Annotated in this window: 15 protein-coding genes; 3 read left to right on the forward strand and 12 right to left on the reverse strand. The window is 63.5% G+C overall.

Going from position 1 to position 14430, the window contains the following annotated elements:
* Positions 1-193 precede the first annotated feature (193 nt).
* Positions 194-1462, reverse strand: a complete 1269-nt coding sequence (locus Q7S96_00260) for a pitrilysin family protein (GenBank protein MDO8462694.1) — start codon at positions 1460-1462, stop codon at positions 194-196.
* Positions 1463-1489: 27 nt separating this feature from the next.
* A complete protein-coding gene (locus Q7S96_00265) occupies positions 1490-2635 on the reverse strand; it encodes an aromatic amino acid transport family protein (protein MDO8462695.1) in 1146 nt (381 codons plus the stop codon).
* A 93-nt stretch (positions 2636-2728) separates the two neighbouring features.
* Between Q7S96_00265 and dnaB the strand changes: the two genes are divergently transcribed.
* From dnaB to Q7S96_00280, 3 genes are read left to right on the forward strand one after another with little or no spacing between them, the layout of a single operon-like run.
* Positions 2729-4132: a replicative DNA helicase gene (dnaB, locus tag Q7S96_00270; GenBank protein MDO8462696.1), complete on the forward strand. Its 1404-nt coding sequence runs from the start codon at positions 2729-2731 to the stop codon at positions 4130-4132.
* A 3-nt stretch (positions 4133-4135) separates the two neighbouring features.
* A complete protein-coding gene (recR, locus tag Q7S96_00275; GenBank protein MDO8462697.1) occupies positions 4136-4810 on the forward strand; it encodes a recombination mediator RecR in 675 nt (224 codons plus the stop codon).
* Positions 4811-4815: 5 nt separating this feature from the next.
* Positions 4816-5277: a ferredoxin gene (locus Q7S96_00280; GenBank protein ID MDO8462698.1), complete on the forward strand. Its 462-nt coding sequence runs from the start codon at positions 4816-4818 to the stop codon at positions 5275-5277.
* Positions 5278-5362: 85 nt separating this feature from the next.
* On the opposite strand, the gene rplU is transcribed toward Q7S96_00280, so the two are convergent.
* The 10 genes from rplU to rsmH all read right to left on the reverse strand — a co-directional run bounded on the left by rplU (position 5363) and on the right by rsmH (position 14430).
* Positions 5363-5683, reverse strand: a complete 321-nt coding sequence (gene rplU / locus Q7S96_00285; GenBank protein ID MDO8462699.1) for a 50S ribosomal protein L21 — start codon at positions 5681-5683, stop codon at positions 5363-5365.
* 106 nt (positions 5684-5789) lie between these two features.
* Positions 5790-6290 (reverse strand): DUF192 domain-containing protein, encoded by a 501-nt coding sequence (locus Q7S96_00290; GenBank protein ID MDO8462700.1) that lies wholly within the window; start codon positions 6288-6290, stop codon positions 5790-5792.
* A 3-nt stretch (positions 6291-6293) separates the two neighbouring features.
* Positions 6294-9029, reverse strand: a complete 2736-nt coding sequence (locus Q7S96_00295; protein ID MDO8462701.1) for an ATP-dependent Clp protease ATP-binding subunit — start codon at positions 9027-9029, stop codon at positions 6294-6296.
* Between the two features lie 6 nt (positions 9030-9035).
* Positions 9036-9398, reverse strand: a complete 363-nt coding sequence (locus tag Q7S96_00300; GenBank protein MDO8462702.1) for a hypothetical protein — start codon at positions 9396-9398, stop codon at positions 9036-9038.
* 6 nt (positions 9399-9404) lie between these two features.
* Positions 9405-10532 (reverse strand): MFS transporter, encoded by a 1128-nt coding sequence (locus tag Q7S96_00305; GenBank protein ID MDO8462703.1) that lies wholly within the window; start codon positions 10530-10532, stop codon positions 9405-9407.
* A gap of 130 nt (positions 10533-10662) precedes the next feature.
* A complete protein-coding gene (gene tgt / locus Q7S96_00310) occupies positions 10663-11820 on the reverse strand; it encodes a tRNA guanosine(34) transglycosylase Tgt (protein ID MDO8462704.1) in 1158 nt (385 codons plus the stop codon).
* 89 nt (positions 11821-11909) lie between these two features.
* Entirely contained in the window at positions 11910-12254 is a 345-nt protein-coding gene (locus tag Q7S96_00315; protein MDO8462705.1) for a hypothetical protein, read from the reverse strand.
* 16 nt (positions 12255-12270) lie between these two features.
* On the reverse strand, positions 12271-12888 hold the full coding sequence (locus Q7S96_00320) for a hypothetical protein (GenBank protein ID MDO8462706.1): 618 nt from the start codon (positions 12886-12888) through the stop codon (positions 12271-12273).
* Positions 12889-13165: 277 nt separating this feature from the next.
* A complete protein-coding gene (locus Q7S96_00325) occupies positions 13166-13537 on the reverse strand; it encodes a hypothetical protein (GenBank protein ID MDO8462707.1) in 372 nt (123 codons plus the stop codon).
* Between the two features lie 29 nt (positions 13538-13566).
* Positions 13567-14430 carry a 16S rRNA (cytosine(1402)-N(4))-methyltransferase RsmH gene (rsmH, locus tag Q7S96_00330; GenBank protein MDO8462708.1) on the reverse strand — a complete coding sequence of 288 codons (864 nt, stop codon included), beginning with the start codon at positions 14428-14430 and terminating at the stop codon, positions 13567-13569.

Consider the following 14430-nt stretch of genomic DNA (forward strand, 5'->3'; position numbering starts at 1 on the left):
GAGGTTTTCCCTGGCGATATGGGAGCGGGGGGATTCGGAGGGGGGACGTTCGGACATAATGGATCTTCTCTCTCCGCAGCTGGCGCGTGAGCGCCGAGGATTGTAGCGGAGGTCTTTAGACCTCCATCCGGATGGTGTGGGCGACTTTGGTGGCGGGAGAGGATGGAGACCTGAAGGTCTCCGCTACGGGGATCTACAAACTCAGCAACTTCTTGAACCGCCCTGCATCCGCGAAGTCGCCGATGAGGGCCATGTGGAGGCGATCGCTGCGGAGGATGTCCTGCGCGACCTGTTGCACCTGCGCGCGGGTCACCTGTGCAACTTCCTGCATCTTCTGTTCCGGCGTGCGCGTGCGCGTACGCAGGAGAACCTGCTTGCCGTACCACTCCGCGCGTGAGCACGAATCCTCAAACCCAAGTATCATCCGCCCCTCGATGTTGTCCTTTGCGCGCGCGAGCTCCTCTGCGGTCACCCCGTGCTCGCGGACGCGCCCGAGCTCGCGGAGAATGACGCGGAGTGCCTGCTCGATGCGCGATGGGTCTAAGCCCGCCATCACGGTGAATGATCCCGTATCCGTATACGCATCCGCGGATGCGTGGACGGCGTACGCGAGCCCGTGTCGTTCCCGCACCGCCACGAAGAGCCGTGAGCTCATCGTGCCACCGAGAATGTTCGCGAGCAGGAGCAGCGCATCGGTGCGCGGGTCTTCTGCGCGGAACGTCGGGACACCCACGGCGAGGTGCGCCTGCGCCGTCTCCTTGCGATGCACGTGGACGATCGGCCCCCGCGGCCGATTCCGAAACGGCGCTGCGGTCGGACAAACGCGTTTCCGCACACTGATCCGTCCGAATGCGACGGACGCGCGCGCGACCGCATCATCGCCGATGCTGCCCGCGAGCACGAGCACCATCTTCGCCGGATGATAATGGCGATCGCGGTACCGGACGAGCGCGTCGTGCGTGATGCCGAGCATCGTTTCGCGTGTGCCAGAGATGATGCGCCCGATCGGATGACCACGATAGAGGAGCTCCTCAAAGAGGTCGTCGAGGTGCTGGCTCGGACTGTCCTCGTACATGCTAATCTCCTCGAGGATGACCTTCCGCTCCCGCACGAACTCCTCCTGCTTGTACGTGGAGCGGAAGAGCATGTCGGAGAGCATGTCCAGTGCGAGGTCGAGGTGCTCGCCGTTCGCCTTGATGTAGTAGCCAGTGTACTCCTTGCCGGTGAATGCGTTGTACTCCGCGCCGATGCGGTCGAGATCGCGCGTGATGTGGAGCGTCGTCGGACGCTCCCGCGTTCCCTTGAACATCATGTGCTCCACGAAGTGCGATGCGCCATTCTGCGCGAGCGTCTCGTGGCGTGAACCAACGGGGAACAGCGCGTACACGCACGCGGCCTTCGTCTCCGCCGATGGCGCGAGCACGATGCGGACGCCGTTCGGAAGCGTATGGGTCGTAAACATAGGACGCCGGTGGTCAACGGAGCGACCTCACGCGAGGAGCTCTCGGATCGTCACGACCATGCCGATGATAAAGATGAGCGCAACGAGGTAGTTCACAAACGCGGGGAGCCGTACGCGGAACTCGGGATCGCGATCCCCGTGCCGCCGCGCGGCGAGCACGACGAGCGCGACGAGGATCCCATCGAGACCCGCAAAGATTGCGCCGGTGACCATGAGGATCTCGATGAAGCCGGGCTGACCGAGAAGGAAGACCGCGATAGGTACGCCAACGCCAAGGAGGAACGCCGCCGCGCGTGGCAAACGAAAGTCGAGATGGAAAACGTTGCGCGTGTAGAGCCCGAGCATGAGGAATGACGTGAGGATCGTCGAAAAACCAAGGATTGCACCGAGGATGACGACGGACGCGCCGAGGGTGGGCGTGAGACCGGCGATCGCGTCCTCCGTGGTGTGCGGGCCGGAGACCCCGACGACGATGATGGCGAACACCGCAGTGAGTGCTGCCGCGAGGAGCGTCCCCCAGGCGATCGCGCGCGGGAGGAGACGTTCGCTCCCGCGGAGCGTGTCACGAATCTCCGCGATGGCTGAAACACCGCCGAGCGAAAAGAGGACAACCCCGTATGGGAGGAAGACGTTCGCCATGTTCGTGAGCGAGAGGTGCACCGGATCGACGCGCTGGATGCCGACGATGGCGATGAGTGCGATCGCCATGAAGATGAACGCGGTGAAGACGAACTCGATCTCCTCAATGAGGCGCAGCCCGAAGAGCACCGCGACGGACGCGACGAGCGCGAACACGATGCTGTAGTGCCACGCGCTCCCACCGAACATCTGTCCGAAGAGCTGCTCGAGGAACGCGCCTGCGAGCACGATGTACGCGAGGAGCGCGCCCCACATGCCGAGGACACCGGAGAGCGACGCGAGGATGCGCCCGGGCATACCAAAGTACCGCCCCGCGTACCCGACGAGACGATGGTGCGCAGTCGTGCGCAACGTGAGCTCACCAAACCAAAGGTGGACAAGGAGCACTGCGCCCGTGAGCACCGCGAGGTGGACAAGCCCCACGGAGACACCCGCACGCGCGAACACATAGGGCACACCAAAGATACCGGCACCAACGATGGTGCCGATGAGCATGGCGACCGCCCGAGCATAGGGCCTGCGTGCACTTTCCATAGTTCACAAGTTTAGCACATATCATACACCGCGCACACCATTCCGCGCTCCCGCCGATGTGGTACGGTGGCAACAGTTGAGCCCCGTGCATCTATGCCCCACGCGGAACGCATCCCTCCCCAGAACCTCGAGGCCGAACAGTCGCTCCTCGGCGCGCTCCTCATTGATAAGGACGCGATGATTCGTGTCGCGGACCGCGTCAACCCTGAGGACTTCTACCGCGATGCGCACCGTGAGATATATGCTGCGATACTCACGCTCTTCGAGCGGCGCGAGCCCATTGACCTCCTCTCGCTCGCGAACAAACTCGCCGAACGCGGCAAGCTCGAACAGGTTGGTGGACGAAGTGCAATCGTGGAACTCTCCACGATCGTACCCACTGCTGCACACGCACGCCACTACGCCGACATCGTCGCGAAAAAGGCAACGCTCCGGCGCCTCATCCATACGGCCTCGGAGATCACCGAGCTGGGGTTCAAGGAGGACGAGGACTCATCCACGGTACTCGACGAAGCCGAGCGCAAACTCTTCGCGGTCTCCCAGAAGCACCTCACCCAATCCTTCGTGCCGATTCAGAGCGTGCTCTCCGAAGCGTTCGACCGCATTGACGTCCTCCACCGCGAGAAAGGCAAACTCCGCGGACTCCCCACGGGCTTCACCGAGCTCGACAACCTCCTCGCGGGGCTCCAGGCCTCCGACCTCGTCGTCCTCGCCGCGCGACCAAGCGTGGGAAAAACGAGCTTGGCGCTCGATATCGCGCGGCAAGCCGCCATCGGTTCCAAGACACCCGTTGGCATCTTCTCACTCGAGATGTCCAAGGAGCAACTCGTTGACCGTCTCATCTGTACGCAGGCGAACGTCGAACTCTGGCGCATGCGCACGGGCAAACTCTCGGATCGCCCGGATTCCGACGACTTCCCGCGTATCGGGCACGCCATGGGCCAACTTTCTGAAGCGCCGATCTTCATTGATGACTCCGCCATGACGAACGTCATGGAGATTCGCGCAAAAGCGCGACGGCTCCAAATGGAGCACGGCCTGGGACTCATCATCGTGGACTACCTCCAGCTCATGGAGGGACGATCAAAGAACGCCGAGAACCGCGTGCTCGAAGTCGCCGAGATCACGCGAGGCCTCAAAGGCATCGCGCGTGAGCTGAACATCCCCGTACTCGCGCTCTCTCAGCTCTCCCGCGCCGTCGAGATGAGCAAGCCCGCCATCCCGAAGCTCGCCCACCTGCGCGAATCGGGCGCGATCGAACAGGACGCGGATGTCGTCATGTTCATCTACCGCAAGGCCGCGGATCGCAACTACCGCCTCGAGGACATCTCGCCGGACGAGCGCAACATCGCAGAAATTCACATCGCGAAACATCGCAACGGCCCCACCGGACTCGTGAAACTCTTCTTTGACGAGGCGCGCGTATGCTTCCGTAACCTTGAACGCCGCCGCGAGATTACCCCGATGACTGCGGCACCCGCCGTGGCGGCAATGTAGGCCATGCAGTACCCTCCCGCAATCGAGCACCTCATCGCGCACTTCCGTCGCTTCCCGGGCGTGGGGCCAAAAACGGCGGAACGCTTCGTATTCCACCTCCTTCGCCTTGACACCCGCGCGATAGATCAACTCCTCGTGGCACTCCGCGAGCTCCGCAGCCGCGTAGATCGTTGCGCGACCTGCGGCACGTTCGCGGAGCAGTCGCCCTGTACGATCTGCGGTGACCCGAGGCGCAACCACGCACTCCTCTGCGTCGTTGCCGAGCCCGGCGACCTCCTCGCCGTGGAACGAACGAACGAGTTCACCGGTGTCTACCACATCCTCGGCGGCCTCCTCGCGCCCATCGAGGGCATCGGGCCGGAGCAGCTCAGGATCGCGGAGCTCATCGCTCGAGTATCCCAACAATCATCAATCGGCAATCTCCAATCAAAAATTACCGAGGTCATCTTTGCGTTCGACCCCACCATTGAGGGTGAGACGACGATCAACTACCTCGTCCAGCAACTCTCCCCCACCGGCGTGACGATGTCGCGCGTGGCACGCGGACTACCGGTCGGCGGCGACATCGAGTACGCCGACCCCACGACGCTCTCCGACGCGCTCACGTGGAGACGGAAGCTCCGCCTCGCGACACAGCCCACACCGAACATTCCGCAGACGAACGAGCTCGTGTTCTGATCCCTATGATGAACGAGCGTGCCCTCCAAACGATTGCGGCGACCAAAGGCGTCACCACCGCGCGACGCCACATCTTCCTGTGCGCGGACCAGACGGAACCCAAGTGCTGCACGCGCGAGACCGGCATCGCCTCCTGGGACTTCCTCAAGCGTCGCCTCCGTGAACTTGGCCTCTCCGATCAGGGTAGCGCGGTTCCGCTTGACGCGGACGGCCTCGACGACGTGGACGACGCGCTCGATATCCTCCGTGAGGAAGTCCCACGACACGATGTGCAGCACCGCACGGTATGCCGCACAAAAACGAACTGCCTCCGCATCTGCACCGGCGGCCCCATCGCCGTTGTCTATCCCGAGGGCGCGTGGTACGCTGGCTGCACGCCCGTGGTGCTCGAACGCATCATCCAGGAGCACCTCATCGGCGGAACCATCGTTGCGGAGTACTGCTTTGCGAAAAATCCACTCGCGTGAGCTGCACGCTTCACCCAACAAGCACGAACGTAACACCCCTCCGACGAATGTCGGAGGGGTGTACTCTGCACACTGCTCGTGATGGCTAGGCCTTCGTGCCGATCGTCTCAATCTTCACCTTCGTCTGGTACTGGCGGTGACCGTAATGACGGCGGTAGCGGGACTTCGCCTTGTACTTGAGGCCGACGATTTTCCTCGCGCGGCCCTGCTCGACGACGGTCCCCACCACCGCGATGCCCACGATGGGAGCACCAATCGTCACCGCACCGACATCGTCAAACGTGCACAGTACCTCATCAAAGGACACCGAGCTCCCCGCGTCGCCTGGGAGCTTCTCAAACGTGTGCGTCTCGCCCGGCGCCACGATGTACTGTTTCCCACCGGTCTTGATAATGGCGTGTTGCATAGAAAAACGAAAGCCCATGTGGACACTAGAACCAGTGAACCACCACACGGGCCGTCTGTCAAACTTTGGCGCTCCCGCGCCAGCTTCGGAGGGAGTATCCCACGCTCTACTCATCTTTCGCATCAAAATCAATGCGGACCTGGTCACCGTGGATAATCCCATACTTCGCGACGGTCCCCGCGGGAACCTCGAGCACAAAGAGCGCCTGGGGACGTGGATTGAAGTACGGGAGCGATGCCGGATCGCGTCCGGGTGACGGAACGGGGAGCTGCTCGTGCGTATCAACGACCACACCCCCCGCGATCCAGATGAGGTCAATGGAAAACCGCATGTCCTTCATCCAGATGCGGTGCTGGTCGAGCATGTCGAACACGATGAGGAGTCCCGCATCCGCGGCGAGCGCATCGCGGCCGGATAACCCCTGCCGTCGTGCTGCCGGCGTTCGTGCAACCTCCGCGCGCGCCTCGTACGCCGCACGAGAGATCGTAATGGTCGCGCCTCCCGCATCCATCCGCACAAGATCGTGCACGGAGTTCCACGCGCGTTCTCCGAACATCCCGAGCATGAGCACCGTAAACACCGTGATCCCCCACTGTCTCATCGTCATACCCTATGATGCTCCCGTGAGCGACTCCGCCTGCGTCACCGTGAGCGCGCCACCGACATCCAGCACCACCGTGTCGCGCCGGCTCAACGTGTGCTGGAGCAGGAACTCTGCCAACGTGTTCTGCACGCGCTCCTGGATAACGCGACGCAACGGCCGCGCGCCGAACTGCGGATCGAACCCCGCCGCGGCGAGCTCCGCAATCGCCGCATCGGTCGCGCGGAAGTGGATCCCCTTCTCCGCGAGCTGCTTCGCGATACCTGCGAGCATGCGACGCGCGATCTCGAGAATCTCGTCCTGCGTGAGCGGCGTGAAGACGACGACCCCATCGAACCGGTTGAGGAACTCCGGACGATACGTCCCACGGAGCTCGCGTTCCATGAGCGTGCGCTGCATCTCCTCCTGTCCCGTCCCCGCGACCACCGCGTCCTGGATGTACTGCGCGCCGGCGTTCGATGTCGCGATGAGGATCGTGTTCGTGAAATCAATCGTCCGGCCGCGCGCATCGGTGAGACGCCCATCCTCGAAAACCTGGAGGAAGAGATTGAGGATATCCGGATGCGCTTTCTCGAGCTCGTCGAGGAGCACAATGCTGAAGGGATGGTGCCGCACCGCCTCGGTGAGTTGTCCGCCGGCATCCGCCCCCGGGTGCCCGGGCGGCGCGCCGATGAGTCGCGTCACGCTCGTCTGCTCCTGGTACTCGGACATGTCGAGACGCACCATCGCCTCCTCCGACCCGAAGTACGCATCGGCGACGGTCTTCGCGAGCTCGGTCTTCCCAACGCCGGTTGCGCCGAGGAAGAGGAACGTCGCAATGGGCCGTTTTCCGGAACGCATCCCCGCGCGCGCACGTCGAAGTGCGGCCGCAACAGCGGAGACCGCCTCGTCCTGCCCGACCATCCGCTCGTGGAGTACCTGTTCAAGGTGGAGGAGCTTCTCCGCCTCATCTCGCGCGACATCACCCGCGCGCACGCCGGTTTGTTCCTCGATGCGCTTCGCGATATCCTCGCGCGTCACCAGCGCGCGCTCGCCACGATGGGCGCGCACTGCCGCAGCCGCTTCCTCGAGAAGGATGACCGCTTGCTCGGGCATCGCGTGATCATGGAGGTACCGCCCACCGAGCGTGAGGGCACCGTCAATCGCTTCGTAGGTAAAGAAAACGCGCTGGAGGCCCTCGATGGGAATGGACCTGGCAGCGACGATGCGGATTGCGTCATCACCCTCCGGCGGTGTGATCGGGATGCGCTGGAGGAGGCGACCGAGCGCCGAGCCCTCGACGTACTGCGCGTAGACATCGGGCGTTGTCGTGCCGATGACCGTGAGCTGCCCGCGCTCCACTTCGCCCGCGAGCACGTCGTCGAGATCAAGCGATGCCGCACCACCGACGAGGTGCTCGAGCTGCTCGACGACGAGGACGATATTCTGCGATTTCGTCGCCTCGTAGAGTGCGCGCATGAGCCGCTCCTGCGCCTCCTCCGGTGCCGCGCCACTCGTGAGCCGCGCCACCTCGAGGACGACGAGCCGATGGTCCGCGATGAGCGCGGGAACGTCCTCGCCGATCATGCGCTCCGCGAGCCCCTCGACGATGGCGCGCTTGCCAACGCCATGCTCCCCCACGAGGACGATGCCGCGACGCCCGCTCGCGAACACCTGGAGCACCTCGCGGAACACGTGATCGCGACCGACGACCGGCCCGGTGGCACCGCGCGCGGCGAGCTGCGTGAGGTCGGTGCCAAACTGGTCGAGCACCGGTGTGGCGATGGCGGTCATCGCGCGGTTCATCCCGCTCCGCGGACGGAGTGCCGAGCGCGCGCGATACCGTGCCACGCGCGTGCGGAGATCTTCGTACGTGTGCACCCACAGTGCGACGTTCGCCATCTGCTCCGGTGTGATCCCCAGGTCTGCGAAGATATCCTGGACAACCCCGACACGATCCGCGAGCTCATGGAGGATGCGAAGGACGCTGAGCGTCTCACGCCCCTCGCGAGCTGCGACCACGTACGCGCTAAAGAGCACCACGAAAACCTCCGGCGAGCAGACGACCGATACCTGGTTGAAGGTCTGGAGCTGCCGGAGCGCGAAGGTGATCCGCGTCGTGAGACCCTTCGAATCCACACCCAGCCGCCCGAGCACCGACGCACCGCTCGATGTTGCAACTGCGGCGGCGAGAACGTGGATGGGCTCCACCGTCGCGTGGCCAAACCGCGAGGCGAGCACCCCCGCCTCCTCGATCGTGCGCCGCGCCATCGGCGAGAGCGTGCGGTCCACCGCGGTGTGGTTTCCACGTCCCGCAGCATCCCATGCACTCGCAGCGACGAGCGCGACGGGCTCCGCGACGTCCTGCGCAGGGCGCTGCGGACGTGCCGGGATCGCGGCAATGAGGATCCGTTTCCGCTGGGCGAAAACGAGCGCGATGAGGAGCATGGCGAACCAGAACGGCGCACCGCGGAAGGATGTCGCGAACACCATCGCCTCAACGCGGTTAATGAGCGGTGCTGTCGGATCGAGGAGCGCGGCCACTGCAATGCTCATGAGCGCGACGAGGAGCACGATGACCGTGACGGCGATGCGCATGCGCCGCGCGAGCGCGCGTCCGCGCGTAGACCGCCGATCAATGGGGAGCCCGAACGTGAGCACGGTATCCGCCCAGAGCACCGCAGCACCCCCGCCGGAGCACACCGAACACACCGCACCGCGCACGGTTGACGCACCATGGCACTCGTGGCAGATGAGCGGGAGCATAGCGTGCTACGCGAGGAACGCACGGACGATCATGAGGAGAGCAAACGGTGGGAAGAGCACGTAGAGTACCGCAAACACGATGACGAGCACCGAGCCAACGAACACCTGGATACAGCGACCGCAGAGGATCGCGATGCGCATGAAGAAACTAATGATGCGACCCTGCCAATCGGTCTGACCGTACATGGGTGTGAAGAGGTTGCGCAACCACAACCCGAGTCCCACGGACTCCTCCCAGGAGTGGATGGATCGCCCAACCCAGCGGAGGACCATGAGCAACCCATGGCCATACCACCACGCGAGCGTCATCGCGAAGTGCCACCATGCGAGCGCGACCCCGCGACCGAGCTGGAAGACGATGTTCTCCATATTTGCTCAGAGCACGACGTGGATGAAGGCGCCGATCACTCCCGTGAACAGCCCCGCCCGCACCTCGAGCACCGCGAAGAGCACGAGGGCGGCCGCGAGCGCACCGTGCTCAAAGAGCTGGTGCCCAACGACGTACGGCACGATCGCGTGCCGCGGTGCTCGATCGTACACCTCCTTATCGAACGGCACATCAGCCATGGTCCACGAAATGCCGTAGAGCATATCGGTGATGAAAACCACGAGCGGCGTCTGCGCGATCGCGCGCACGAGCCAAATCAATGCGTTCATCCCCGATCCGACGCGGAGCATCACGCGACCCTTTCCCCCATCGCTCATCCGCCCCACGATGAGGATTGCCACGGTCGACGTGAGGAACGTCAGCGACGAGACGAGTCCCACCCCCTCGAAACTATGGAGGATCGCCGTGAAGATGATGATCGGCCACACGATGCCATCAATACCGATCTCGATCCCGAACACCATGAGCCCGAGGACCATCCGTGGCGTCCAGGCGCGGAAGCAATCGCGAATCTTGAACGGGAGGCGCTCATGGACATCGCGCGACGCGAAGAGTGGCACCGTCGCGACGAGCAGGAGGATGGACACGATGATGAAGAGCGGCGGGAATCCCACCCGCGCGGCGATGAGTCCCCCCGCGAGCGGACCGAGCGTTTGGAAAAGTGCCGCGGCAACCTGTGCGCCACCGATCTCTCGCCCGCGGTGCGCACGATCGGAGAAGGTGATGAAGTCAATGTGGTAGCCGGTCCAGTAGAGCGCAGTCGCCACGGCAAACGGTAGTGCAACAATCCAGAGCATGCCACTCGTCACCTCCACGACGCGAAGCATGAGGAGGAACAAAATCGTGAACGGCGTGCTCCAGAGGATGACGTGCTTGAACCCGAACCGTGCCGCGAGGTGCGCTGCGGGAATCGTGAGGAGCGCCTTTAGCCCATGGACGAGCGCGTAGAAGAGGAAGATCACCGGAATGCTCACCCCGCGCTCCAAGAGGAAGAGCGGGATGAACACGCCAATCATCGAAAGCGCGAACGCGCGAATCGCAACCGTCGCGTAGAGCTCGGAGAGCTCCCGACGCTGCAAGAAGTGGAGGTGATGCCGATGACCGTGCCGGTGCATAGGACCGTTCCGTCATGCCAAATGCTGCTCGCCCTCATATTCACGTCACCACCTCCTCCCGGAGCTTCCGCATGAGATCCCCCTCCCCGCGTCATTCCGAGGGCTTCCGAGGAATCTCACACGTCCCGTATCATGCCGGCACGGTGATCTCCTCCTGGAGCTTCCGCATGAGCTGAAAATAGAACGTGAGGTTATGCACGGTGAGCAACCGCGCTCCGAGTGGCTCACCAATCGCGGTGAGGTGGCGCAAGTACGCGAGCGAAAACGACGCGCACGCAGCACACGGACACGTCGCGTCAATGGGCCCATCATCGCCACGGAACTCCGCGCGTGTGATCGCAACCCTATTGTACCACGCCCCGTGATGTGCACTGCTATCCCCGAGGAGCTGCACACTGCGATCCACCCATCGGTACATGCGGCCATGACGCGCGTCCCGCGTCGGCAGCACGCAATCGAACATGTCCACACCATGCGCCACAGCGCGTACGATGTCATCCGGCGTCCCGAGGCCCATGAGGTAGCGCGGCTTCTCTGCCGGCAGGAGCGGCGCTGCAATCGCGATCGCGCGTCGGATCGCCTCGCGCTCCTCCCCCACCGCAACGCCACCGATCGCGTACCCGTCGAAATCAAGTGCGATGAGCTCCGCCGCGCTCTGTCGTCGAAGCTCGGGGTCCGACCCGCCCTGGACGATACCGAACAGCGCCCCCGCGGACGACGCGCGCGTGCGGTCCCAGTACGCTTTCGCGCGCTTTGCCCAACGCGTCGTCTGCGCCACTGCGGCCACGAGCTCCTCGTGCGAGCACGGCTGCGGCGGGCACACGTCGAGCACCATCGCGATGTCGCTCCCGATCTTGCGCTGGTGATCAATGACGGACTCCGGCGTGAGCACCTGCCGACTGTTGTCGAGGTGCGATCGAAATCGCACACCTGCTTCCGTGAACGTCACCATGTTCTCCCCACCACGCGCCGTGCTCTTCGCACCGAGCGAGAAGGCCTGGTACCCACCGCTGTCCGTGAGGATCGGCCCGTCCCACCCCATGAAGCGATGCAACCCGCCTCGTCGCGCGAGCTCGTCCGTCCCTGGCCGCAGCATGAGGTGGTACGTGTTGCTCAAGATGATCTGTGCCCCTGCGGTCCGAAGCTCTGCGGGTGTCATGTGCTTCACGGCACCTACGGTACCGATCGGCATGAACGTCGGCGTCTGTATCGTTCCGTGCGGCAGCACAAACTCTCCCGCTCGCGCAGCGGAAGTCGCACTCGTATTCGTAATCGTAAAATGAGACATGTGAGAGATGTTAGACGCTCATTATCATCGTAGCGCAAAGAGAAGCGCCCCGATCCGTGGAGGATCGGGGCGCTCACGCACCGTCTCGCTCAGCGACGAGGAGCTCGCTGTCGCTGTCGCCGTGCGCTCCGCTCCATGAGGGCTACGATCGCACGTTGGGTTGCCGGGAGCATGGAGGTGAAGCGCACCGTAATACGCACATCATCGTGTCTCTGCACTTCGCCCGCGACGACCAGCACGTCCTGCGAACCCGAAAGCATGAACTGGAGGCCGCAGGTGAAGCCGTAGTTCACTGGCATGAGGATTGGCTCGACCACCGCACGCTGCAGGCCGAGCTCGCGCATCCGGCAGGTGTACGGATGATCATCCACGAACAGATTGCCGAACATATCCACGGGACAGGTGTCCGCGTGATGACTCTCCTGGACAGACATGGAACCCTCCTCGGATTTAGGCGGCACACGTTGCCGGTTGGAGTTGAAAGGACAGGGACTGGCGATTGCGCTTGCCGCCCATAACTGCGAACAGACCGCCGGCGCGCCAGGGTTTCCCGTGGATCTGCGCCATGGTCGTGGGAAGATGCTGTCGCACGACATCGTGTACGCTGCTGTCCACGACGATGTCGCGGAGCTCACGTGCGTGATCCACCTGGAGCTCACACACCTCCAACTGCTTATGCCCGTTGGTACGGCAGTGGACGACGTACATGAGGATGCGTACGGTCCGCTTCGAATCGCTCCGTGACGCGGAGACCTCCGCCGCAGGAGCGCGCACGGGATCGCTTCCCGTCGCGAGTGCTCGCGCTCGCGCGAGGACATCGGCACCTACCGGCCACCGCGCGTAGGCGATCGGTAGCACGGTGACGACCCATCCGGAGTCGTGCAGCACCGCGATGAAGTAGTCATCGTCCACGCCGCTGTAGAACAGGTGATGCGTACGTCCCTCATCTGCATGGGCTCCGATGAGGACGCTCAGGTCCCAGTGGAACAGCGTCGCAATGGCTTCCGCGTCCATGGTGAGACGCTTCTCCACGCGATCGAACGCGTGGGGAGAGAATTGTATTTTCAACGATCTCCTCCTGTCCGCACATGCCCAATCCGTGGGCAGACGGAACATAAAAAAATAGCACGATTTCGTGCTTCTGTCAAGGAGGAGACAATTATTTCCGCTCAGCTCAGCACAAATACCACGATAGTATCTTGCTTGCATTTCCGAGAAACTACCACTCGCAGCTCATGTCCCCCTACGAAGTACGAAATGGGGGATGAAAGAACGGGGTGGGCAAAGCCCACGGTGTCGTAGGGGAACATGAGGTGCGACGACGTCGCCTCGAAGGGGAAAGGTCCTACCGCCGTGCCACGGAGCCATCCTGTGTGAGGTAGCGGACGCTCACCACCTCGACGTAGCCGAGATCAACAATGCGTGCGCGGACGCGCTCCTCGGACTGCATCGCAATGGTCTTGAGCTCGAGCTGGCGCGTGGTGTCCTGGAGCACCAATGCGCGATCCTCGAGGTCCTGGAGCTCGTAGCCCGCGGTGGCATTCCCATTCACGAGCGCGAGGTAGCCCAGCGTGCACGCGCAGAGCGCGAGGATCATGAGGACGTTCCACGGCCGCACATCGATGCCCCGCGCGCGCTGGAGCACCGACGTTCGCCCGCGGCGCCGTCGGCGTCGCGTCAACTGCGTCAGAGAGAATGGGAGTGCGATGGAGAACATGGGGTAGGAGTGGTGCGAGGAATGGGGGGTCAGGTGCGGCGCGCAATGACGCGAAGTTTTGCAGATCGGCTCCGAGGGTTCGACTCAAGCTCCTCGCTCGACGGTGTCACGGGCTTCTTCGTGATGCGGGTGCCCCAACCACGTTCCTCCGCACCCTGGAACTCCTGCTTGACGATCCGATCCTCAAGCGAGTGGAAGCTCACGATTGCGACACGTCCGCCAGGAGCAACAAGCGCGAGCATCTTCGGAATGGATAGCCGTATCGTCGCGAGCTCATCGTTCACCGCAATGCGGAGGGCCTGGAATGTTCGCGTCGCAGGGTGGACCTTCCCACGCTTGGGCAGGATGGCCACAATGCAGTCCGCGAGATCGCCGGTAGTCGTGAGCGGCTTCCGTGCACGTCGGTCTACGATTGCCGCAGCGATCGCGCGCGCGTGGCGTTCCTCGCCGTACTCGCGAATGATCCGCTCGAGATGCTCCTTCGGCAGCGTGGCGATGAGTGATGCCGCGGTTGGTTGGTCGCTCGTCGGATCAAACCGCATGTCCAGCGGACCGTCGTGCTGGAAGCTGAACCCGCGGTCTGGATCGGCGAGCTGAGGCGAGGAGAGGCCGAGATCGGCGACGATCGCGCGCGGCGCGAGAAACCCCGTCTCCGCTGCGGTGGTGTCAATGTCCTGGAATGAGCCGTGCACGAGCACCACCCGCTCATCAATGCTCGCACCGCGGACGCTCGGATCACGATCAATCGCGAGGACTCGACCATCCGGAGCTGTCTCGCGGAGCATCGCACACGTGTAGCCACCCGAACCGAACGTGCAATCAATCGCATCATCATCTGGCCGCAGCCCAAGGTGCGAAACGACCTCTCGGAGGAGCACGGGGACGTGTTCCAT

The sequence above is a fragment of the bacterium genome (assembly GCA_030647005.1).
Taxonomy (GTDB): domain Bacteria; phylum Patescibacteriota; class Patescibacteriia; order JACPHY01; family JACPHY01; genus JAUSKG01.